Here is a 22,433-nt window from a genome sequence, read left to right as displayed (position 1 = left end):
CGGCGAGCCCCTAGGCTGACGGCGTGCCGATCCGACGCCGTGACGCCCGGGACCGACTGACCGTCGAGCTGGTCGAGTCGGCGGGAGACGACGGCGACGACGTCGAGCCGGGGGCGGAGCCCGGCGCGGACGACGATTCGGACGGAGCGCCGGTCCTCGGGCCCGAGGTCCGGCGCAGGCCGCGCCGGAAGGCGACCGTCGGAGTCGTGGCGGCCGCCGTCGTGCTCGTGCTGGGCGGGATGCTCGCCGTCGACGCGTGGCAGACCCGCACCGACCTGGACCTGCTGCGCGGGGCGCCGGGGGCGCTCGAGCCGCTGCCGGAGGTGCCGCGCGAACGGTGGACGGCCGACGTCGGCTCCGTGAGCGGTGTCAGCCTGCTTCCGGCCACCCTCGTCACGGTCGAGGGGGCCGAGGCCGTGGGGCGCTCGCTCGACACGGGCGACGAGCGGTGGCGCGCCGGAGTGGGCGAGCACGCGACGTGCGGGAACCTCGGCTTCTGGGCGCCGCCCTCGGGCGAGCCGGAGAGCACGCTCGTCTGCGTCGCGCCCGTCGTCGAGGACGAGGCGGGCGTTCCCCTCGAGGGCGTCGAGCTCACGATCGACCCGACGACCGGCCGCGTGGTCGACGCCTCGTCCTGGACCGTCACGGTGGTGGATGAGGACGGGTCGGTGCTCGCGCGCCGCGAGACGGCCGCGGACGATGGCCTGCCGTCGCCCGGCCCGGGCGGCACGGTGGTGCGGGCCGAGCGTGTCGGCGAGGTGCCCGAGGGGAACGGCGCCGAGATCGAGCTCGACGACGCCACAGGAGAGCCGGTGGCGATCCCGACGGGGCGCGGCGCCGTCCTGCGGGTCGAGGACGCGCTCACGGGCGAGGCGCGGTGGGAGGCCGAGCTGCCGTTCGTCGACCGCTCGGGGCAGTGCGTCACGGGGGACGAGTCCGACGGGACCGCCCCGTCGGTCCGCGCCGAGCTCGAGAACCTGTGGGCGGTGAGCCAGCCGCGGCTCGTCGTGGTCCAGGGGTGCGGCGTGGCCGCGTGGTTCACCCCCGACGGCACGCGCCTGGACGAGGTCGACAACCCGCGCGACGGGGTGGTCGCGCTGCCGGACGGCAGCTACTACCGGGACCCGACGAACGGCGGGTACGGCTGGGGGTACGCGCCGACGGACGACGCGACCGACCCGCCGGCGATCCTCGACGCCGACGGGTCGGTGCGCTGGGAGCCGCCCGGGCCGGTGCTCGTGCCGACGGCGACGGACGGCCGCCCGGCGCCGGTCCTCGTCCGGGACGGCCTGGACCTCGTCGCGCTCGACGACGCGGGAACCGAGCTGTGGCGCACGTCCGAGGTGGGCACCCCGGAGGCCGTGCTCGCGGTCGCAGGCGAGACGGTCGTCGTCGCGAACGGCATCGGCGGCGTGATCCTGGGCCTCGACGCGGCGACCGGTCGGGAGCGCTGGTCCTTCGGCGGCGAGGAGGTGGAGGGTGCCGCCGGCGAGACGAGTGCGGGATGGATCGGCGGTGCCGCCTTCACCGACGGTGCGCGGGTGATGGTCACGCTCTCGGACTGGGAGGGGAGCCGGTCGACGCGCGTCGCGCTCGACCTCGCGGACGGCCACGTCGCGTGGCAGACCGAGCCCACGTCCGAGGAGGGCCGGACCTGGACGGTGCCGCTCCAGGGGCGCCTGCTGCGGATAGACGACGCGAAGATGGCGCGTCTCGGCTGAGGCCGCAAGGTCCTAGGCTGTGAGGGTGCCGCTCCGACGAGGAGACGCCCGCGACCGACGGCTCACGTTCGAGCTCGTGGAGTCCGACGACGACGCCCCGGACCTCGGGGCGGGCCCTCCGCGCGCGACCCGACCGCCGGACGGCGCTGGCACGGGCACCGCCTCCCATGCGGACGACGACGGCCCGGACGGCGAGCCGGAGCCCTCGCCCCGGCGAGCGGGCGTCCGGCCGATACGCCGTCGCACGGTGGTCGCGGGCGTCGTGGCGCTCGCCGTGGTGGCGGTCGGCATGCTCGGCGTCGACGCGGTGCGCGCACGCGCGGACCTCGCACGGCTGCGCGCCGCGCCGGGCGCCGTCGAGCCACTCTCCGGCGCGCCCGACGCGCTCTGGACGGTGGACGCGGAGCTGACGGCGGGCTTCGCGCTGCTCCCGGGCGCGTTCGCGACGGTCGAGGACGGCGCGGTGGTGGCGCGCGACCTCGACACGGGGGACGTCCGGTGGCGTACCGCGGTCGAGGACGGTACCTCGTGCGGCGGGTTCGCGTACTGGACGCTGCCGAGCGGCGAGCCGGACCCGACGCTCGTCTGCCTGGCGCCGCGCACCGACGACGGGACGACCGACCCCGAGCCGCCCGCTCCGGAGGTCGGCGGCGCGACGGACGTCGTGCCCGAGTCGTGGGGCGTCACCGTCCTCGACGCGTCCGGCGACGTCCTCGGTCGCCGCGACCTCGCGGGCGGCGGTGCGCTGGCGGCCGCCGGGCCGGCGGGCGGCCTGGTCCTCGTCGAACGGGTGGGCGAGCCCCCCTCGGGGGACGGACGCCAGGTCGAGATCGACCCGGGCACGGGGATGGCGACGGACCTGCCCACCGGTCGCGGCGTCGTCGTCACGGTGCAGGACGCCCTCACGGGCGAGGACCGGTGGCAGCACGAGCTCGAGTTCGCGCCGGGCACGGGCGGGTGCGTGCGCTGGGGTGACAGCGGGACGATGGACGACGCGTACGCCGACCTCGAGAACGTCTGGGCCGTGACCGCGGGCGGGATCGTCCGCGTCGAGGGGTGCGGGGTCTCGGCGTGGTTCACCGCGGACGGGACGCGCCTCGACGACCCGGACAACCCCGCGGACGGCATCACGCCCCTCGCCGACGGCTCGCTCTACCGCGACCCGACGTCCGCCGGCACGGGCTGGCCCACCGCGTTCGACCCCGAGGGGGCGTTCGCGCCCGCGATCCTCGACCCCGACGGCACCCTCCGCTGGGAGCTCCCCGGGCCGGCGTACGTCCCGCAGTCCACGGACGCGAGCGACAGCGTGGTCCTGGTTCGCGACGGCATCGAGCTGGTCGCGTTCGACACCTCCGGCGAGGAGCTGTGGCGGACGACGGACGCCGGCAACCCGGACCGCGTCGCCGTCGTCGCGGGCGGGGTCGTGGTCGTCCCGCAGCCGGGCTCCGACCTCGTCGGGCTCGACGTCGTCACGGGGCGCACGCGGTGGACGCTCGAGGACGAGGTGCTGCGCGAGAGCACCGGCATGCCGGCCAGCGAGGGTGCGGGGTGGTCGATGGACACGGTGTACACCGACGGGGAGCGCGCGCTCGTCGTCGTGTCCGACTGGGAGTCCGAGGCGACGACGCTCGTCGCCGTCGACCTCGTCGACGGCAGCGTGGGCTGGCACACGGAGCAGGGGGAGCCGTACGACGAGGCGTGGCTCCTGCCGCTCCAGGGCCGCCTGTTCAGCCTCGACGAGACGACGCTCACGCGGTTGGGGTGAGCCGCGCGGGTCCTACGCTGGGGGTGTGCCGCTCCGACGACGAGACGGCGGCGACGACCGCCGCACGTTCGAGCTCGTCGAGTCGGCCGGGTTCGACGACGACCCGGACGTCCTCGACGCGCCGCGCACCGTGCTGCTCCGTGAGCCCCCGCTGCCCGACGGACCGCCGACCGACCGACCGCCGTCGGGCGGACCGGTCGGCGAACCACCGGCGTCCGGCCCGTCGGGCTCCCCGCGGGGCCGTCGCCGACGGCTCGTCGCCGCGACGGCGGGCACGGTGGTCGTGCTGGTCGCCGGGATGCTCGTCGTGGACGCCGTGACGGGCCGGGACGCGCAGCACCGCCTCGACACGGCGCGCGGAGCACTCCACCAGCTCGACCGCGCGCCCGCGGAGCTGTGGACGACGACCGCGTCCACGGACCGGGGGGTCGTGGTGCTGCCCGGCCTGCTCGTCACGGTCGAGGGGGACGACGCGGTCGCGCTCGACCTCGACACCGGCGAGGAGGCGTGGCGCACGCCTGTCGGAGACGACGCGGTGTGCGGCTCGTGGAGCCCGTGGGACCTCACGACCGCCGCCTCGCGCTCGGTCGTGTGCGTCGCCGGGGTCGCGCTCGTGCCGTTCTGGTTCGACGCCGGCCCGACGCCTCCGCGCCCCGACGGGTCCGCGACGGTCACGGTGCTCGACGCCGCGGGCGGCGTCGTCCGGGCGCGATCCGTCGCGACGGACCCCGACACGGTCCTCGCGCCCGGACCCGACGGCGGCCTGGTGCGCGTCGAGCGCGTCGGTGAACCGGGCGAGCCGACGGGTGCCCCGATCGCGGTCGACCCTGGCGCGGGCGAGACCGTCGACGGGGTCCGCGGGCGCGACGTCGTGGTGACGCTCGAGGACGCGGTGACGGGCGCCGGACGCTGGCGGCGCGACCTCCCGTTCCAGGACGTGCCCTGGTCCTGCACGGCGTGGGACGAGGAGACCGGGAACGAGACCGTGGACGCGGAGCGTCTCGGGGTCTTCAGCACCGAAGGCGTCGTCGACGTCGCCGGCTGCGGGATCGCGGCGTCGTTCGCCCCGGACGGGACCCGCCTCGACGACCCGGACCTGCCGACCGACGGCGCCGTGCCGCTCGCGGGAGGCCGCGTCCTCGTCGACGCCGACCGGCAGGGTTCGTCGGGCGCGCTCCGGGCCGACCGGGTCCTCGCGCCCGACGGGACCCTCGTGCTCGACGCACCCGGCGAGGTGCTCGACCCCCGGTCCACGGACGACCCCGCGCCCGGCGTGCTGTTCGTCCGGGAGGGCCTCGAGCTGCGGGCCTACGACGGGAGCGGTGCCCGCCTGTGGACCTACGACGGCGCCCGCGTCCCCGAGGCGGTGCACGTGCTCGCGGCGGGGACGGCCGTCGTCGGCACGGGGAACACCGTCGTGGGGCTCGACTCGATGACCGGTGAGCGCCTCTGGTCGCGGTTCGTCGACGAGCTCGGGAGCGAGAACCCCGGGCGGTCGGCGATGGTGACGCAGGCCTTCACGGACGGCCGGTGCGCGATCCTCGTCCTCGTCGACACGACGACCGGGCAGAGCCATCGCGCCGTCGCGCTCGAGCTCTCGTCCGGCGCGGTTGTCTGGGAGAGCGCCGTCGGGCTCGACCACGCGTCGCTCGTCCCGGTGCAGGGTCGTCTGCTCAGCTGGGACGGTGCGACGGTGACGCGGCTCGGCTGACCGGCCGCGTCCACCCGGTGGCGTCAGCCGAGGCCCGGCACCATGCCCGGCGGGAGGATCGCCCAGGCCGTCGTACGCGTCTCGAGGTCGGTCCAGCCGAGCCGTCCCGACGGCGACCACGTGCTCACGTAGCGCGCCGGGCGCACCCGCTCGTCGCCCGCCCACAGCGCGGCGAGCTCGTCCTCGGCGGACGCGTCGCCGCCGTCGGCCCGCACGGTGAGGTCCGCGACGCGGTCGGTGAGCGCGACGGTCGCCTCGTCGGGCGTGGCGCCGGGCGGCGTCGACGCGCCCCACAGGTCCCACAGCAGCAGCTCGGTCCGCTGCCGGTGGGCGAGGTCGCCGAGGACGTAGCGCTGCACGAACCCCGGCCCGCCGAGCCAACCGAGGTCCGGCCCGGCGCCGTGGTCGGACAGGTCCCGGCGGCCGGCCCGGTACGCGAGCCAGGCCTCCGCGGCGGTCTCGAACGGCGCGCTCTCGCCGGTCGGCATGTCGCTCAGGTCGAACGGGCGCGAGCCGGGTTCGAGCTCCGGGTCGGAGCGCACCCAGCGCTCGCCGTCGTGCCGCTCGACGACGACGTGGTCGTGGCGGAAGGCGTCCGCACCGAGGTAGTCCGCGAAGCCGAGCCTGGTGCGGGCCGGGATGCCGTGCTCGCGCAGGATCGCGACCGCGAGGAGCGAGTGGTCGCGGCAGCACCCGCCGACCTGGGCGTCCGCGGACCGGGGCTCGTCGAGGGGTCCGGGCGCCCGCCGGACCGCTGCGTCGAGGATGTCAGGTACCCAGCGCCGGTCGACGTCGGCGAGCTGGTCCGGCGTGGGCGCCGTCGCGCCCGCGCGGTAGTGCACGACGGCGCGCGTCAACGCGGCGTGCAGGCTCGCCGCGTCGGGCGGCACGGCGGCGAGGAGTGTCGCGTGGTGCCGCGGGTCGGAGTACGGGCTGTGGAAGGCGTAGCGGGAGAGGTCCATGGGTCGACCCTCGGGCCCGCCCTTGGGGCAGGGTCAAGCACCGTGCCCGCAGCTGTCAGCGCTGGGCGGACCTGGGGGCCCGTGGGGTGCTGACAGGTGCGGCCGGGACGAGGATCGCGACCTCCGCGACGATCACGTCGGGCTCGTCGGACCACGGGACCGCGTACACCTCGCGGGCGGGGACGTGAACCTGTCCCGTCGCGGCGCGCAGCGCGTCGTGGTAGCCGACGATCTGCGGGAACCGGCAGTCGCGCGACGGCACCTCGACGTACGCCTCCGAGCGCGCCGGGTCCTCGCGGAGCACGACGGGACCGGCCGGGACGACGGCTCCCCGGTACGGGACGCACGTCTCGACCCGCCCGGGGACGTCGCGTCCGACGGGCTCGTGGTAGACCACGAAGTGCCCGGCGCCCGCGTCGGCGCCCGCCGCCACGAGGTGCGCGCGGAGCGTGAGCACGTCCGCCGTGAACGTCGGGACGAGGTCGGCCTGCGTCGTGGACGAGGTGATGGTCGCGACCGTGCACGCCGGGACGTCGCGCCGGCGGACCTCGGCCTGCCCGTGCGCGGCGTCGGCGGAGCCCGCAGCGACGGGTGCGTCGCCCACCGCGCCTGCGCGCGTGGTCCCGGTGGAACCCGCGGCGAGCCGACGGGCGAGCTCCTCGGCGGTCGCTCGCTGGTCGGCGAGCTCTCGCCGCCGCTCGTCCCACCACCCGAGGAGGACGTCGCGCACGTCGCGCGGGTCGGCGTCGAGCATCTCGGGCACGCGCGCGAGGGGGACGTCGAGCCGGCGGAGCAGTGCGATCGTGCGGCCCCGCTCGACCTGCTCGGGCGCGTAGGCGCGGTATCCGGTGCGCGGGTCCACGGCTGCCGGGACGAGCAGACCGTTCGCGTCGTAGAGCCGCAGCGCCTTGATCGACAGGCCGGACGCGCGGACCATCTCCCCGCTCGTGAGCGTCGGGTGCGCGTGCTCGTCCGTCACGGCCCGAGCGTACCGAGCCACGCCGTCCGGACGGGCGGGACGGCGGCCCGGGCGTGACCGCGCGCCGTCGGGCCGCACTACCCTGGCGAGCATGCCCGACGACGTCACGCACCCGTCCGAGCCCGTCACCACGAAGGCCCCGGCGGCGCCCGAGCCGCCCGTCGCACCCCGCCGCCCCGCCGAGCGCACGCACCACGGCGAGACCGTGGTCGACGACTACGAGTGGCTGCGCGAGAAGGAGTCCCCCGAGGTCGTCGCGCACCTCGAGGCCGAGAACGCGTACACCGAGGCGCGGCTCGCGCACCTCGCCGACCTGCGCGAGCGGATCTTCGACGAGATCAAGGCCCGCACGCTCGAGACCGACCTGTCCGTCCCGGTGCGCCAGGGCGCGTACTGGTACTACGCGCGCACCGTCGAGGGGTCGCAGTACCCGATCCGGGCGCGCGCGCCGATCGACGCGAGCCTCGGCAGCGACGCGCCGTCGTCGTGGGTGCCGCCCGTGCTGGAGCCGGGCGTCCCCGTGCCGGGCGAGCAGGTGCTGCTCGACGACAACGTCGAGGCCGAGGGGCACGAGTTCTTCTCGCTGGGCTCGTTCGACGTGTCCGTGGACGGGTCGCGGCTCGCGTACGCGGTCGACGTCGTCGGCGACGAGCGGTTCATGCTGCGCATCCGCGACCTGGACTCGGGCACCGACCTCCCCGACGAGGTCCCCAGGACGTTCCCCGGCGCCGTCTTCTCCCCGGACGGCCGGTACGTGTTCTACCCGACGGTCGACGACGCGTGGCGGCCCTGGCGCGTGTGGCGCCACGAGGTCGGCACGCCCGCGACGCAGGACGTCGTCGTGTTCGAGGAGCCCGACGAGCGGTACTGGGTCGGTGTGGGCGTCTCGCGCTCGCAGAGGTTCGTGCAGATCGACGTGGGGTCGAAGATCACGTCCGAGACGTGGCTCATCGACGCCGACGACCCGACGGGCGCGCCGCGCGTCGTGTGGCCGCGCCGCGAGGGCGTGGAGTACACCGTCGAGCACGCCGTCCTGCCGAACACGTGGTTGGACGCCGCCGAGCACGAGGAAAGTGCCGGAAAGGCCGACACGACGACAGTAACCTCGGGTTCGGCGGGGGACCGGCGCGACGTGCTGCTCGTGCTGCACAACGACGGCGCGGAGAACTTCGAGCTCGTCGTCACGGAGGTGCCGGGTTCTGGCGGCGCCGAGGGTGGCCTGCCCGACGGCGGGGCGCACCCGGGCGGGACGCGCGGCCCGGGGGAGGCGACCGTCGTCCTGCCGCACGACCCGGAGACGCGGCTGGAGGCCGTCGACGCGTTCGCCGGCCACCTCGTCGTGTCCTACCGGCGCGACGCGCTGTCCCGGGTCGGTGTGTTCGACCTCGCCGCGGCCGAGCCGCCACGCCCGGCCGGTCTCCCGTCGCCGATCCGCACCGGTGACACCCCCGTGCCGGCCGCCCCCTGGCACGTGCACGAGGTCGCGTTCGACGAGCCCCTCTTCACGGCCGCGCTCGGCGGCAACCCCGAGTGGGACCAGCCGAACGTGCGGCTGTCGTACTCGAGCTTCGTCACGCCGTCGACGGTGTACGACCTGCGCGTGGAGACCGGCGAGCTCACGCTGCTCAAGCAGCAGCCCGTGCTCGGCGGGTACGACGCCGCGGACTACGTGCAGCGCCGCGAGTGGGCCACGGCCGAGGACGGCACGCAGGTGCCGGTGTCGCTCGTGTGGCGGCGCGCCGCCGTCGGGCTCGACGCCATGGGGACGGGCGCGGAGCCGGCGCCGCTGCTGCTGTACGGGTACGGGTCGTACGAGATCAGCATCGACCCGGCGTTCTCGGTCTCGCGGCTGTCGCTGCTCGACCGGGGCGTGGTGTTCGCCGTCGCGCACGTGCGGGGCGGCGGCGAGATGGGGCGGCGCTGGTACGACGACGGCAAGACGCTCGCCAAGCGGAACACGTTCACGGACTTCGTCGCCGCGGCGCGGCACCTCGTCGGCACGGGGTGGACGAGCCCGGAACGGATGGTGGCCCAGGGCGGCTCCGCGGGCGGGCTGCTCATGGGCGCGGTCACGAACCTCGCCCCTGAGCTGTTCGCAGGCGTGCTCGCCCAGGTCCCGTTCGTCGACGCGCTCACGTCGATCCTCGACCCGTCGCTCCCGCTGACCATCGTCGAGTGGGACGAGTGGGGCGACCCCCTGCACGACCCCGAGGTGTACCGGTACATGCGCACGTACACGCCGTACGAGAACGTGCCCGACGACGCCGCGCACTACCCGCGCATCCTCGCCGTGACGTCGCTGCACGACACGCGCGTGCTCTACGTCGAGCCCGCCAAGTGGGTCGCGCGCCTGCGCGCCGCCGGCGCGCCCGCACTGCTGAAGATCGAGATGCACGCCGGGCACGGCGGCGTCTCCGGCCGGTACGAGGGCTGGCGCGAGGTCGCGTACGAGGACGCGTGGGTGCTCGACGTGCTCGGCCTGGCGGCCCGCTGACGTGGCCCGCGACGCGACGCCCCCGGGCGCGGCGGCGCTGGTGCTCCGCCCGTTGGGCTACCTGACGATCGGTCTGGTGTGGACCGCGATCGGGCTGTTCCTGCTCGCGGCGTACGCCGGGCTCGGGGTCGTGCAGGTCGTCCGGGGGACCGAGGTGCCGCCCATGTGGGAGGTCGACGGCGAGACGGTGAGCGGGGGCGTGGTGGCCCTGCTGGTCGTGTGCCTCGCACCCATCGCGGGACCGGCCGCGTGGTTCCTCGGGTGCGCGTCGTGGCCGCTCGCCGCGCTGTCGTTCGTCTACGTGGTGCGCGCGCTGCGTCCGGCGTACCGGGGCGCGAAGCTCTCCTTCACCTCCTACGCGATGCCCGGGACGACGCTCGGACCGACGACCGCGACGAGAGGCGCCGAGCGCTCAGGGACGGATGAGCCGCAACGGCTCGGCGGCGGTGCGCACGGTGACGGTCTGGCCCCACGAGGCGACGAGGCGGTCGTCCTCGACGCCGTCGCCGAACACGACGAGCCGGTCGGACGCGACGGTGAGCGCGACGTCGGCACCGTCCTCGACGTAGCCCTCCGTGAGGCTCGCACCCGTCGCGGGGGACGGCCACGCCTCGCGCACGAACCAGCCGAGCCGGTGCTCGGTGGGCGCCGGCGCGGGACGTCCGCCGCGGTCGTGCGCGAGCGACGCCCACCAGCCGGTCGCGCCGGTCCCCGTGGCGACGAGCACGCCCGACGACGACTGCCGCTCCTCGCCCGCTGCGCACCGCAGCGTGTAGCGCGCGCTCTGGTGGCTCGGGTGCCCGACGAACACCTCGTTCAGCGCCGTGAGGTGCTGGCCGTCGTCGAGGTCGGCGCGGACCATGGTGAGCGCGTCGACGGGCAGCAGGGCCGCCGGGTCGGGTGCGCCTCCCGCGGCACCGCCGTCGTCGGGCGTGAGGCCGCGCAGCAGGGCGGCCGCCGACGGCACCGAGTGCCGCACGAGCACCCCGGCGTTGACGCCCGGCTCGGGGTCGACGCCGAGCACCGGCTGCCCGTGCAGGTACTTCGCGACGTTCGCGACGAGGCCGTCCTGCCCGACGACCACCACCACGTCCTCCGGCGCGACGAGGAACCGCGACAGGTCGGCACGCTCGACGTCCGCCCGTGCCCAGCCCGTGGGCAGCGCGGCGACGACGGCGTCGCGCGCCGCCGCGAGCGCGTCGTGCCGCGCCTGGACCTCGGCGAGCGACCGGCCGCGCGAGCGGAGGAAGAACTCCGCCTGCCCGCGCGTGCCGTGCCGGTCGAGGAGGTCGTCGAGCTCGGTCCGCCGGTGCACGACGACGGCGCGTCGCCGCAGCATCGTCAGGCTGCCTTCCCGGCCGCGCCCGGGCCGTCGTCGGGCCCGATCCCGCGCACGAGGGTCGACAGGACGCCGGTGAGCAGGTCGGGGGTGATGGTGAGGTTCTGGACGGCGGGGAGCGACCCGGCGGCCTCGCGCAGCGCGATCGCGAGGAGCGTGCCCTGGCCCGCCGTCGCGTAGACGTCCATGCGGTCCTGCTCGGCCGCGGCCTCGGCCGCTCCGACGACGCGCACCTGCTCGGCCCTGGCCGCGGTCGTGAGCTGCGCGCGCTCGGCCGTCGCGCGGGCGTCGACGAGCGCGGCGGCGGCCTTCTCCTCGGCCTCGCGCCGGGCGTTCGCGCCCTCCTGGGCGACGAGGCGTTCGCGGCGGGTCGCGAGCTCGATCTTGCTGGCGAGCTCGTTCTCCGAGATGGCGCGCTCGCGCTCGACGGCCAGCGCCCGCCGCTCGTACGTCGCGCGGTCGGCCTCGGCCTGGACGTGCTCGCGGGCCGGCGTCTGGAGCGCGCGCTCGACGTCCTTCTCGGGCCGGACCGCGAGCACCTGGACCCCGACGACGACGATGCCCGTCGCGTCGAGGCGCGGGTCCGTGGTCAGCGCCTCGGTGAGCACGTCGCGCACGCGCGGCACGCCGGTCGTGAGGGCGTCGGCGAGCGGCATCGCGGCGAGCGCGTCGGCGGCCCGGCTCTGCGCGAGGCGACCGACCATGCTCGTCACCTGGTCACGACCCGCGGTGCTCGTCTCGCCGGTGCGCGGGTCGACGGCGAAGTCGAGGCGCTGCGACACGGTCACCGGCTCGACGAACCGGTAGGTGACGCCGGCCTGGACGGTGACGTCCTGGTGGTCGGCGGTCACGGCGTGGAAGAAGACGGGCAGCTCCTGGTCGTCGACGGGGATCTCCGAGAGCACGGAGGTGGTGGGACGGAACCAGAACGCCTGCCCGACGCCCTCGTGCACGACGCGGCCGCGCCGCAGGTGCACGACGTGCCCCGTCGGGCTGCCGAGGAAGTGCCGGGTCCAGGGGTAGCTGCGGATGGTGGCCATGTCAGGCCCTCCTCTCGTTATCGTCACTGTGACGATAAGAACAGGCTAGGCCCGGCCGGTGTTCTCGTCAACCTGACGCGAAATGTGGCAGCATGAACGGATGGCCCCGACTTCCACGTGCCCGGTCCCTGCGGTCCCGCCTGGCCCTGCGAGCACGGTCCCGCCCGACGCGGCGTCGCTGCCCGTCACCGCCGACGTCGTCGCGCTGACCGTGCGCGCCGGCGCGCTGCACGTGCTCCTCGTCGAGCGCGGCGTCGAGCCGTACCGTGGTGCGCTCGCACTCCCCGGCGGCTTCGTCCTGCCGGGGGAGCGGCTCGCGCAGGCGGCCCGTCGCGAGCTCGAGGAGGAGACCGGCGTCGCGCCCCCGGGCCACCTCGAACAGCTGCGGACCTACGGCCCGCTCGACCGCGACCCGCGCGGGCCCGTGCTGTCCGTCGCGTACCTCCTGCTCGCGCCCGAGTTCGGCGTCGTCCGTGCCGGGTCGGACGCCGGGGCCGCGGACTGGCACCCCGTCGAGCCGCTGCTCGCGGCAGGACCGGGTCGTGGCGGGCCGACGCCGTCGGGCGGGCGGACGCCGTCGGGCACGCGCCTCGCGTTCGACCACGACCGGATCCTCGCCGACGGCGTCGAGCGCGCCCGCGCCAAGCTCGAGTACTCCGCGCTCGCGACGGCGTTCTGCCCGCCCGCGTTCACGATCGCGGACCTGCGCCGCGTCTACGAGGCCGTGTGGGGCGTGCCGCTCGACCCACGCAACTTCTCGCGCAAGGCCACGAGCACCTCGGGGTTCCTCGAGGACACGGGCCGGACGACGTCCGGCGGCACGGGCCGCCCCGCGGCCCTCTACCGCACGGCCGGGACGACGCCGAACCCGGGGTTACGGGCGGATTGGGGACACGAACGACCCGTAACCCCGGGCTCGGCGAGCGATCCGGACGACGCGCCCGCGAGCGTCCCCGCTGTCCTCGACCCGCCGCTCATGCGTCCCCGGCCCTGACGGCCCGCCGTGCCGAACCCGGGGTTACCGGTCGATCGGCCACCCGATCTAGCGGTAACCCCGGGTTCGGCGGGATCGGGCGGGGGAGTTCTCCCCCTCGACAGCGGTGCGACGGGCACTACGCTCGCGCGCATGTCGACCTACAGCGTGTGGCGCAGCGATCACGGCAACCTCACGGCACTGTCCGAGGAGCTCGCCGCACAGACGGCGATGGCGCGCTCGCGCGAGTCGGCGCTCAACCGGCGGCTGCGCTCCCTCGAGGGCGACCTCTCGAGCCGCGTCGAGGTCCTCACGCGGCTCGTCAACGCGCTCATCGAGCTCGGCGAGGTGCGTGAAGAACTGGCGCTGTTCACTCCGGCCCGTCGCGCACGCGACGCGGCCCGCGCCCTCACGCGCGCCGTCGTCACGGGCGAGGGCGACGTCTCGCACCTGCGCCGCTCGCCCGACCTCGTCGACGTCCACGGCTACTGGCTCGTCCCCGCGGCGCTCGCCGTCGCCGACGTCGCGTCCGGGCGTCTCGACGCCGACGCCGCGCAGGAGGCGCTCCTGCGCGACCGGCGCCGTGCGGCGACGTTCCTCGTCGCGGTCTGCACGCTCGTGGGCCAGCCGGCGCTCGCGGCGGCGTGGACGGCGTCCGTCCTCGACGCGCCCGTCCAGCCCGGCGCGGGCTGGGGGAGCGCCGACGGCGGTGCGGGCGCGAACGGGAGCGCGGCCTCCGGGGGCACCCCGGCCGAGGTGCTCGTCACGGGCGCGGAGCGGGCGCTGTGGGTCGCGGCCGCCGACGGGTTCCTCGGGGGCGAGGGCGCCGACGTCGTGCGGACCGGCCTCGCGGAGCGGCTCGCCCTGCTCGACGACGCCGCGCGGACGCGGCTGCGCACGGTCCTGCTCGTCGAGCCGCCCACGCTGCCCGGCGACAGCTCGGAGTGGGGCACGCCCGCGGGCGGGCGGGACCCGCTCGACACCTTGCGCGCCTGGGCCGGCTGGTCGCGCGCCGTCGTCGCGGGTGAGCTCGTCGTGCCGACGCCGTCGGCCGGGCCGGAGACCGGCCCGGGCACCGCGGGCGCACCGGTCTCCGTGCGGGACGCGCTGCTGCGCGTCGTCACGTCCCTGGTCGACGAGGGCGCTCCCGTCGAGCGCGACCTCCTGCGGCGTGCCGAGGTGCTCGATGAGCGTGTCGGGCGCGCGCCGGACGACGACGGCCCGGCCTGGGGCGCCCCGGCCGGCAGCGTCGTGGACCTCGTCGTCGCGGACGCGCGGAGCGACGCCGCGGGCCGGGTCGCGCTCGTCGCCCCGCTCCTGGGAGGCGACCTGCGGGCCGCCATCAACGGGCGCGCCGCCGAGCTCGCCGCCGCGCCGGCACCGTCCCGGTCGCTGCGCCTCGCAGGGCGCACGGTGACCGTCACCCCGGCCGACGACGGCGCCGCGCTCGCCGCTACGGCGCGGGCGGAGCACCTCTCGCGCCCGGTCGACGGCGTCTCGTGGGGGGTCGTCGGCGGGGTCGGGGCCGTGGCCCTTCTCGGCGTCGTGCTCGGGATCGCCGTCGCGCCCGCGTGGCTCGTGGTCGGGATCGGCGCCGCGCTCGTCGCCGGGTGGCAATGGTTCACGGGCGACCGGCGGGCCCGCGCGCAGCGCGTCGACGCCCAGGCGCAGGCGGAGCGGTTCGACCGCGACCTCGCCGCCGCACGGGCCGCGGTCGCCGCCGACGACGAGCGGGCGCGCGCGCGCCGCGAGGCCGTCGCGACGGTCGTCGGGGACCTCGACGACACGCTCGCGGAGCTGGCGGTCTGACGCCGCGTCAGGGCCGGGATCCCGCGGCTCGCGGGACCTTCGCCCGTCCCCGCTCGGGACCTTCGCCCGTCGTTCGAACGGACGCTTCGAACGCCGGATGAACTGTCGGTGAACAGTGGCCGAAGAATCCACAGGATGGTCGTGGACCCGTCGATGGTGACCCCACCATGGAGTACGTGACCGAGACGCTCCTGCTGGTGCTCGTCGTCGTGACCGCACTGGCCTTCGACTTCACCAACGGCTTCCACGACACGGGCAACGCGATGGCCACGTCCATCGCCACCAAGGCCCTCAAGCCCAAGACCGCCGTCGCCCTGTCGGCCGTCCTCAACATGGTCGGGGCATTCCTGTCCCTGGCTGTCGCCGCGACCATCGCCAAGGGCCTGGTCGACGCGAACGTCATCACGCTCGAGGTGGTCCTCGCCGGTCTGGTGGGCGGCATCACCTGGAACCTGCTGACGTGGCTGTTCGGCATCCCGTCGAGCTCGTCGCACGCCCTCATCGGCGGCGTCGTGGGCTCGGTCCTCGCCGCCGTCGGCACGCAGGGCGTCATCTGGAGCGGCGTCGCCGCGAAGGTGCTCATCCCGGCGCTGCTCGCCCCGCTCGTCGCGGTCGGCGTCGCGAGCGTCGGTACGTGGGCTGTCGCCCGGCTGACCCGCGACGTCCCCGAGGACGTCTCGACCCGCGCGTTCCGCTGGGGCCAGGTCGGCTCCGCCTCGCTCGTCTCCCTCGCGCACGGCACCAACGACGCACAGAAGTCGATGGGCATCATCCTGCTCGCGCTCATCGCGGCCGGGGCCGTCCCCGCCGACTCGGGCGTGCCGTTCTGGGTGATCCTCTCGTGCGCGCTCTTCATGGCGCTCGGCACGTACCTCGGTGGGTGGCGCATCATCCGCACGCTCGGCAAGGGCCTCGTCGAGATCGACACCCGCCAGGGCATGGCCGCGGAGACGTCGTCGGCCGCCGTCATCCTCATGTCCGGCCTCTTCGGCTACTCGCTCTCGACGACGCACGTCGCCACGGGCTCGATCCTCGGCTCCGGCGTCGGGATGCCGGGCGCCAAGGTCCGCTGGGGCGTCGCGGGCCGCATGCTCGCCGCGTGGGGGCTCACCCTCCCGGCGGCGGGCCTCGTCGGTGCCGCGTGCTACGGCGTGCAGCACTGGATCGGCGGGACGGGCGGGACCCTCGCCGTGCTCGCGATCCTCGTCTCGGCCTCGGTCGCCATCTGGGTGGCCTCGCGCCGCAAGCCCGTCGACCACAGCAACGTCAACGACGCCTGGGAGGAGGGCGCCGTGGACACCGGCCTCGAGCCCGAGGCCGTCGAGGCCCGCGAGGCCCGGCTCGAGCGTCGCATCGACGACGCCGACCCCTTCGCGGAGCCCGCGCCGCCGGCCGCCGCCCCGCCGGCCGCCGCCCCGTCGGTCACCCCGCCCGTCACCTCGTCCGGCACCGCACCCCACGCCTCGCGCCAGCGCGCGGGCGTCTGACCCGGGCTGTTCCGAGACCAAGGAGAAACCGTGCTCGTCGAGATCGACTCGCTGCTCAAGGTCGTCGTCGCCGGCCTCGTCGTCGGGGCCGGGCTGCCCGCCCTGTTCGCACTCGGGGTCCGCCTCGCGGCGGGCCGCACCGCGCCCGTCGAGGTCGGCACGGCCGACGGCCGCTTCACCTCGGACGGCCGGACCGTGCGCGTCGAGCGCGCGTCCCGGGGCCGCCAGATCGGGGCGGCCGTGTGCTTCGCGATCGTCGTCATCGCCATCGCGGTCGGCATCGCGTTCGTCGCCGGCGGGGGCCACTGACACCGCCCCCACCCGCTGAGTGCATGAAATAGTCGCGGTCGAAACGGTTCGACCGCGACTATTTCATGCACTCAGCGAGGGCGGGGGTCACGCGGAGTCGCGCACCACGAGGGTCGGCGTGAAGAGCGTCGAGCGCGCCTCGGCGTCGGGGTCGTCGATCGCCGCGAGCAGGAGCCTGGCCATCTCGCTCGCCATCTCCTCGACCGGCTGGCGGACCGTCGTGAGCGGCGGGTGCGCCTGCACCGCGACGGTCGAGTCGTCGAACCCGACGACCGCGACGTCGTCGGGCACGCGCCGGCCGGCCTCCTGCAGGACGATCGACGCGCCGTCGGCCATGAGGTCGCTCGCCGCGAACACGCCGTCCACGTCGGCCCGGGCCGCGAGCAGCTCGCGCGCGGCCGCCTCGCCGCCCGCGCGCGTGAAGTCCCCCACGACGACGAGGGGTTCCGCGAGTCCGGCGGCGCGCACGACCTCGAGGAAGCCGTCGAGCCGTTCGCGCGCGAAGGGCACGTCCGACGGCCCGGCGACCGTGGCGAGGCGCGTGCGTCCCGTGGTCACGAGGCGCTCCGCGGCGAGCCGCCCGCCGGCGGCCTGGTCGAGGTCGATGCGGCTGACCCCGGCGGACTCGTCGGCGCCCTCGACGTGCGTCGAGATGACGACCGGAGTGGACAGCGCGGCGAGCCGCCGGGGCAGGGGGTCGCCCGTGCTCGACGTGATGAGCAGGACGCCGTCGACGTGCCCCTGGCGGACGTACCGTACGACCTGGTCGTGGGCGGGCGGGTCGGCGGGCAGGATCGCGAGGTGGATGTCGCGCGGGCGCAGCACCTGCTGGGCGCCCGCCGTCACCCGGCCGACGTACGGGTCCGTGAAGAGCCGCTCGAGGAACGGGCTCGTCGAGTGCTGCTCGGTCGGCTCCGAGACGACGAGGGCGACGGAGCCCGTGCGTCGCGTGACGAGCGTCCGTGCGGCGAGGTTCGGGACGTACCCGGTCTCCTCGATCGCCTTCTCGACGACCGCGACGATCGCCGGGTCGACGGTCGCCACGCCGTTGATGACGCGTGACACCGTCGCGCGGGAGACGCCCGCGACGGCCGCGACCGCTTCGAGGGTCGGGCGGGTCTCGGGGCGTCGGGCTGCCATGCCGTCAGTTATACCGGTGCCTCGCGTCGTCGGGCGCTCAGCCGAGCCGCACCTTCGCCGCGAGCACGCGCAGCACGGCCGCGTCGACCTTCTCCGCGAACGCCGGGTCGCTCGACGCGCGCTCGACGACGGCCCCCACCATCTCGGCGACGACGCCCGGGTCGGCCGAGGCGAGCACCATGTCCCCGCCGGCGTCGATCGTCAGGACGGCGCGGTCGGCGGGCGACCACTGCTGCACCTGCGCGGCGGCCGAGACGTCGTCGGTGATGACGACGCCGTCGTAGCCGAGGTCGCCGCGCAGCATCCCGTCGACGACGACGGGCGAGAACGCCGCGGGGAGGGCCGGGTCGATCCGTGTGTAGATCGCCGTGGACGTCATGACGAACGCCGCGCCCGCCTCGATCCCTGACGCGAACACGGCGACGGACGGGTCGTCGCGCGTCGTCACGTCGTCGGTGACCCACGCGTCCGTGTCGGTGTTCGCGGTGACGCGGCCGAGGCCCGGGAAGTGCTTGATCGTCACGTCCACGCCCGAGGCGACCATCCCCGCGGTGAACGCGTTCGCGTGGGCGGTCACCGACTCGGGCGTGAAGCCGTAGCTGCGGTCGAACGCGCCGATCGGCGGGTTCTGGGCCGCCGAGCCCTCGGGCACGAGGTCCAGGACGGGGGCGAGGTTGAGGTTGATGCCCGTCGCGGCAAGCTCGGAGCCCCACGTCGTCGCCTGTCCCTGCAGGGTGGCGGGATCGACGCGCGACTGGTCGAGCGCCGTCGGGATGTCGGAGAAGCCCGGGCCGCGCAGCACCTGCACGAGGCCGCCCTCCTGGTCCGTCGCGACGAACAGCGGCGTGCCGCGCGTCGTCTCCTCGGACACGAGCGACGTGAAGCCCGCGACGAGGTCCGCCGTCGGGCCAATGCCCGCCTGCGAGCGCCCCGCGAGGAACACGTTGCCGACGTGCAGCTGCGTCACGGCGTCGTAGCTCACCTGCTGCGGCGCGCGCACGTCGACCCCGACCATGAAGAGCTGCCCCACCTTCTGCTCGAGCGTCCACCCGGCGAGCGGGTCCGCGGGCGGCGTGGAGGGTGTCGGGGGCGTGCCCGACGGCGACGGGTCGGGCGAGGCGGTCGACGCGCCGGGGGTGGGCGTAGGGGCCGAGGCCGGACGCGTGGCGTACCAGGCCACTGCGGCGACCGCGACGAGGGTCGCGACGAGAGCGACGACGATCCAGGTGGTGCGGGCGCGGGTGGACAAGGAGACACCTCCGACCGCCACCGTAGCCCGACCGCGGCCGTCGCCGAACCTTCCTGCGCCGGGGCCACGACGGGCACTTCCCGGCGTGTCGCGTCATGCTGCCCGCAGGGGGGTGTCTCGTACTGTGAGAGGCGCGCCGCCCGGCGCGTCGGCCCGACGTCGTCCGACCCTGGAGCACGGCATGACCCCTCGCCCGCCCGCCCGCACCGTCGCCCTGGACCGCTCGCGGCGGCTGGTCGCCGCGCTCCTCGCCGCGGCGCTCGCGCTCGTCGGCGCGGTGGTGCTCGTCGCCGGGCCGCAGGCACGGCCGGCGGCTGCGGCGATCGGGTTCTGCCCCGACCCGGACGACTTCCCCGACATCGGCCCTCTTCCGCCGCTGTTCACCGACCAGAACGTCACGGTGTACTCGGGCGGCGACTACCACGCCACGGCGAGCGCCGCGGAGTCGGAGGGCCTGCTGGTCGTGGCCGGTGACGCGCTCATCGACCACCCCGGGAACTTCAGCGTCGGGACCGTCGGTGGGGGGTCGCAGATCACACCGCCCGACGGCGCCGTGATGCTCGCCGTCGGGGGCGGGCTCGAGATCGCGGCCGGGACGAGCGTGACGGTCGGCTCGACGCTGCCGAGCGGCGGCGCGGTCGACGTGGGCGCCACCGTCACCGGGGACGGCTCGCTCTCGACGGCGGGGACCACTCCCGGCGCCGACGCACCGGTGACGGAGAACCTGGGACCTGACGCGATCGCGGACTGGGCCGACTTCGGCACGGTCATCGCGGACACGTCGGCGACGATCGGCGGCTGGACCCCGACCGCGGCCGGCGTCGTCGCGGGGAACCGCGTCACGTTCACGGGGTCGGGCACGGACGACCCGCAGGTGTTCACCGTCGACGCCACGGCGCTCGCCGGGGTCACCGACGTGGTCTTCGCGGACGTCCCCGACGGCACGGCCATCGCGATCAACGTCACCGGCGACGCTCCGATCGACTTCAATCCCAACTACTGGGAGGGCAACGGCACGCCGTTCATCAACGGGCTCGCGACGCCGGGGTTCGGGAGCTGGGCCGCGCGCCTCCTCTGGAACTTCGAGTCGACGACCCAGCTCTCGCTCGGCCGCGCGGACCAGTTCCTCGGGACGATCCTGGCGCCGACGGCGGACGCGACCCTCACGACCAGCACCAACGGTCGCGTGCTGATCGGCGGTGATCTGACGTTCGGCGATGCCGGCGTCCCCGGTGGTCTCGAGATGCACAACTACCCGTGGATCGGACCGAGCCCGTTCAACTGCATCCCGTCGTCGAGCTTCGGTGTGCAGAAGACCGTCACGGGCGAGGCGTCGGCGGACGTGCCGCCGGACACGACGTTCGACGTCGAGTACACGTACGAGCAGCCGGACGGGACCACTGGCGGGGACACTCTCGTCGTGCCGATCAGCGGCGAGCTCGTCTACGGGCCGGACCTGCCGGTCGGCACCGTCGTCACGATCAGCGAGGCGACGCTGCCCGAGGTGCCCGGCGTGGAGTGGGGCACGGCCGTGATCCAGGTGAACGGCGAGCCCCTGGGCGACCCCGCCGAGTTCACGATCGAGGAAGACATGACCCTCACCGTGACCGTCGTCAACACGGCGAACAGCGACGGTGTGCCGGTGTTCGGCGGGTTCACGGTGCAGAAGGTCGTCGAGGGCGACGCCGCGGGCGACGTCCCGGCCGACACGGCGTTCACGGTCGACTGGACCGCGACCCTCCCGGACGGCGCCACGTACGACGGCGTGACGTCGGGCGAGCTGACCGTCCTCGCGGACGGGACGGTCGTCGCCGGCCCGTCCGACCTCCCGGTCGGCACGACGGTCACGCTCACCGAGCAGCAGCCGCTCCCCGAGATCGACGGCGTCGTGTGGGGCCTGCCCACGATGGAGCCGGCGTCCCCGATCACCGTCGTCGAGGGCGCGACGGGCGTCGCGGTGACGGTCACGAACACGGCGATCGCCCCCGAGGAGGTCGGGGGCTTCGCGGTGCAGAAGTCCGTGACGGGCGACGCGACGGGTGCGGTGCCCGGCGACACCGCGTTCGTGGTCGCCTGGACCGCGGACATCCCCGACGGGTCGGAGTACGAGGGCCCCACGTCGGGGACCGTGACGGTCCTCGCGGACGGGACGGTCGTCGACGGCCCGCAGGATCTCCCCGCCGGGACGGTCGTGACGTTCACCGAGCAGACCATCCCCCCGGTCTCCGGCGTCGACTGGGGGCAGCCGACCGTGTCGCCCGGCACCGTGACGATCGGCGAGGGCGACGAGGTCGCGGGCGTCGTCGTGACGAACGAGGCGACGGCGCAGACGGGCGGGTTCTCGCTCGCCAAGGCGGTCGAGGGCGACCTCGCCGGCGCGGTGCCGCCCGAGATGCCGTTCGAGGTCGAGTGGTCCGCGACGATCCCGGGGGGCTTCACCTACGACGGCGAGACCACCGGCACGCTCACGCTCCTCGCCGACGGGACCGTCGTCGACGGTCCGCAGGACCTTCCGGTCGGGACCGTCGTGACGTTCACGGAGATCAACCTCCCCGACGTCGACGGCGTCGTGTGGGGCGCGCCGACGTTCTCGCCGGAGTCGGTGACCGTCGGGAACGGCGAGAACACCTTCGTCACGCTGACCAACACCACGCAGGACGTCGCCGAGGTCGGCGGCTTCTCCGTCGCGAAGGAGGTGACCGGTGACCGCGCGGACCTCGTGCCGGCGGACACCGTCTTCACCGTCGCGTACTCCTACGAGCTCGACGGCACGCTCGTCGGCGGCTACCTCGAGGTCCCCGCCGACGGGACCGTCGTCGACGGGCCGCAGAACCTTCCGGCCGGGACCGTCGTGACGTACACCGAGGCGGACCTTCCCGAGATCCCGGCGGTCGCGTGGGGCGTGCCGGAGTTCAGCCCGGACTCGGTCGTCGTCGGTGACGGTGCGAGCACGCTCGTCACGGTGACGAACACCGCGAACCAGGCGGTCGGCGGGTTCGCGGTCGTCAAGGCGGTCACGGGCGAGGCGGCCGACGCCGTCCCCGCGAGCACGGAGTTCACCGTCGGCTACGCGTTCGAGGTCGGGGGCGAGACCGTCGAGGGTGCGCTCACCGTCCGCGCGGACGGCGAGGTCGTCGACGGGCCGCAGGGGCTGCCGGTCGGGACCGTCGTGCGGCTCACCGAGACGGACCTGCCCGACATCGGCGGCGTCGACTGGGGCACGCCGGTCTTCACGGTCGACGGCGAGCGCGTCACCGAGGTCACGGTGGACGACGGCGCCCCGGTCGTCGTGACGCTCACGAACACCGCCTCGGACGAGGAGCTCGCGGTCACCGGCACCGACGCGATGCTCGCGACGGTCCTCGCGCTGCTGTTCCTCGGTACGGGCGGCGCGCTCCTTGCGGTCCGCGCCTACCGCCGCCGCACCGCCTGACAACCCGCCGAGGGAGAACCCT

General features: G+C 75.3%; 15 protein-coding genes. 9 read left to right on the top strand and 6 right to left on the bottom strand.

The genetic code is table 11. The features are described from left to right. Positions 1-23: 23 nt before the first annotated feature. The 3 genes from AC4H2H_RS00320 to AC4H2H_RS00310 are packed head-to-tail and all read left to right on the top strand — an operon-like array spanning position 24 to position 5,197. Positions 24-1,721, top strand: coding sequence for a PQQ-binding-like beta-propeller repeat protein (locus tag AC4H2H_RS00320; protein ID WP_494368818.1), 1,698 nt, complete (start codon positions 24-26; stop codon positions 1,719-1,721). A 25-nt stretch (positions 1,722-1,746) separates the two neighbouring features. Beyond that, positions 1,747-3,486 carry an outer membrane protein assembly factor BamB family protein gene (locus AC4H2H_RS00315; RefSeq protein ID WP_494368817.1) on the top strand — a complete coding sequence of 580 codons (1,740 nt, stop codon included), beginning with the start codon at positions 1,747-1,749 and terminating at the stop codon, positions 3,484-3,486. Between the two features lie 25 nt (positions 3,487-3,511). After that, positions 3,512-5,197 (top strand): outer membrane protein assembly factor BamB family protein, encoded by a 1,686-nt coding sequence (locus tag AC4H2H_RS00310; RefSeq protein ID WP_494368816.1) that lies wholly within the window; start codon positions 3,512-3,514, stop codon positions 5,195-5,197. Positions 5,198-5,220: 23 nt separating this feature from the next. On the opposite strand, the gene AC4H2H_RS00305 is transcribed toward AC4H2H_RS00310, so the two are convergent. Together AC4H2H_RS00305 and AC4H2H_RS00300 are read right to left on the bottom strand one after the other, a co-directional pair. Further along, positions 5,221-6,159, bottom strand: a complete 939-nt coding sequence (locus AC4H2H_RS00305) for a transglutaminase-like domain-containing protein (RefSeq protein ID WP_494368815.1) — start codon at positions 6,157-6,159, stop codon at positions 5,221-5,223. A 55-nt stretch (positions 6,160-6,214) separates the two neighbouring features. Then, positions 6,215-7,138, bottom strand: coding sequence for a MerR family transcriptional regulator (locus AC4H2H_RS00300; RefSeq protein WP_494368814.1), 924 nt, complete (start codon positions 7,136-7,138; stop codon positions 6,215-6,217). A 91-nt stretch (positions 7,139-7,229) separates the two neighbouring features. On the opposite strand from AC4H2H_RS00300, the gene AC4H2H_RS00295 reads away from it, so the two are divergent. Beyond that, entirely contained in the window at positions 7,230-9,632 is a 2,403-nt protein-coding gene (locus tag AC4H2H_RS00295; RefSeq protein ID WP_494368813.1) for a S9 family peptidase, read from the top strand. Between the two features lie 412 nt (positions 9,633-10,044). Here AC4H2H_RS00295 and AC4H2H_RS00290 read toward each other — a convergent pair whose 3' ends face one another. Continuing rightward, entirely contained in the window at positions 10,045-10,971 is a 927-nt protein-coding gene (locus tag AC4H2H_RS00290) for a diacylglycerol kinase catalytic domain-containing protein (protein ID WP_494368812.1), read from the bottom strand. 2 nt (positions 10,972-10,973) lie between these two features. Next, the gene (locus tag AC4H2H_RS00285; RefSeq protein WP_494368811.1) at positions 10,974-12,011 is read right to left on the bottom strand and encodes an SPFH domain-containing protein; all 1,038 of its coding nucleotides are present in this window, start codon (positions 12,009-12,011) and stop codon (positions 10,974-10,976) included. Between the two features lie 100 nt (positions 12,012-12,111). Here AC4H2H_RS00285 and AC4H2H_RS00280 point away from each other — a divergent pair, with 100 nt between their 5' ends. The 4 genes from AC4H2H_RS00280 (at position 12,112) to AC4H2H_RS00265 (ending at position 16,589) form a co-directional block, all read left to right on the top strand. After that, positions 12,112-13,005 carry an NUDIX hydrolase gene (locus AC4H2H_RS00280; protein WP_494368810.1) on the top strand — a complete coding sequence of 298 codons (894 nt, stop codon included), beginning with the start codon at positions 12,112-12,114 and terminating at the stop codon, positions 13,003-13,005. 132 nt (positions 13,006-13,137) lie between these two features. Further along, positions 13,138-14,793 (top strand): hypothetical protein, encoded by a 1,656-nt coding sequence (locus AC4H2H_RS00275; RefSeq protein ID WP_494368809.1) that lies wholly within the window; start codon positions 13,138-13,140, stop codon positions 14,791-14,793. A 167-nt stretch (positions 14,794-14,960) separates the two neighbouring features. Continuing rightward, positions 14,961-16,280 carry an inorganic phosphate transporter gene (locus AC4H2H_RS00270; RefSeq protein ID WP_494368808.1) on the top strand — a complete coding sequence of 440 codons (1,320 nt, stop codon included), beginning with the start codon at positions 14,961-14,963 and terminating at the stop codon, positions 16,278-16,280. Positions 16,281-16,310: 30 nt separating this feature from the next. Next, positions 16,311-16,589: a hypothetical protein gene (locus AC4H2H_RS00265; protein WP_494368807.1), complete on the top strand. Its 279-nt coding sequence runs from the start codon at positions 16,311-16,313 to the stop codon at positions 16,587-16,589. Positions 16,590-16,676: 87 nt separating this feature from the next. Here AC4H2H_RS00265 and AC4H2H_RS00260 read toward each other — a convergent pair whose 3' ends face one another. Then, positions 16,677-17,729: a LacI family DNA-binding transcriptional regulator gene (locus AC4H2H_RS00260; protein WP_494368806.1), complete on the bottom strand. Its 1,053-nt coding sequence runs from the start codon at positions 17,727-17,729 to the stop codon at positions 16,677-16,679. A gap of 37 nt (positions 17,730-17,766) precedes the next feature. Beyond that, on the bottom strand, positions 17,767-18,978 hold the full coding sequence (locus AC4H2H_RS00255; RefSeq protein ID WP_494368805.1) for a glycoside hydrolase family 3 N-terminal domain-containing protein: 1,212 nt from the start codon (positions 18,976-18,978) through the stop codon (positions 17,767-17,769). A 181-nt stretch (positions 18,979-19,159) separates the two neighbouring features. On the opposite strand from AC4H2H_RS00255, the gene AC4H2H_RS00250 reads away from it, so the two are divergent. Then, a complete protein-coding gene (locus AC4H2H_RS00250; RefSeq protein ID WP_494368804.1) occupies positions 19,160-22,411 on the top strand; it encodes a DUF5979 domain-containing protein in 3,252 nt (1,083 codons plus the stop codon). Positions 22,412-22,433 lie beyond the last annotated feature (22 nt).

This window comes from Cellulosimicrobium sp. BMG9.22, assembly GCF_059159975.1.
This window is presented reverse-complemented; position numbering and strand designations above follow the sequence as displayed.

Excerpts from the sequence above, each read along its gene's own strand:
- AC4H2H_RS00305 (WP_494368815.1), bottom strand. The coding sequence starts at position 6,159 with ATGGACCTCTCCCGCTACGCCTTCCACAGCCCGTACTCCGACCCGCGG.
- AC4H2H_RS00295 (WP_494368813.1), top strand. The coding sequence starts at position 7,230 with ATGCCCGACGACGTCACGCACCCGTCCGAGCCCGTCACCACGAAGGCC.
- AC4H2H_RS00290 (WP_494368812.1), bottom strand. The coding sequence starts at position 10,971 with ATGCTGCGGCGACGCGCCGTCGTCGTGCACCGGCGGACCGAGCTCGAC.
- AC4H2H_RS00285 (WP_494368811.1), bottom strand. The coding sequence starts at position 12,011 with ATGGCCACCATCCGCAGCTACCCCTGGACCCGGCACTTCCTCGGCAGC.
- AC4H2H_RS00280 (WP_494368810.1), top strand. The coding sequence starts at position 12,112 with ATGGCCCCGACTTCCACGTGCCCGGTCCCTGCGGTCCCGCCTGGCCCT.
- AC4H2H_RS00275 (WP_494368809.1), top strand. The coding sequence starts at position 13,138 with ATGTCGACCTACAGCGTGTGGCGCAGCGATCACGGCAACCTCACGGCA.
- AC4H2H_RS00270 (WP_494368808.1), top strand. The coding sequence starts at position 14,961 with ATGGAGTACGTGACCGAGACGCTCCTGCTGGTGCTCGTCGTCGTGACC.
- AC4H2H_RS00260 (WP_494368806.1), bottom strand. The coding sequence starts at position 17,729 with ATGGCAGCCCGACGCCCCGAGACCCGCCCGACCCTCGAAGCGGTCGCG.
- AC4H2H_RS00250 (WP_494368804.1), top strand. The coding sequence starts at position 19,160 with ATGACCCCTCGCCCGCCCGCCCGCACCGTCGCCCTGGACCGCTCGCGG.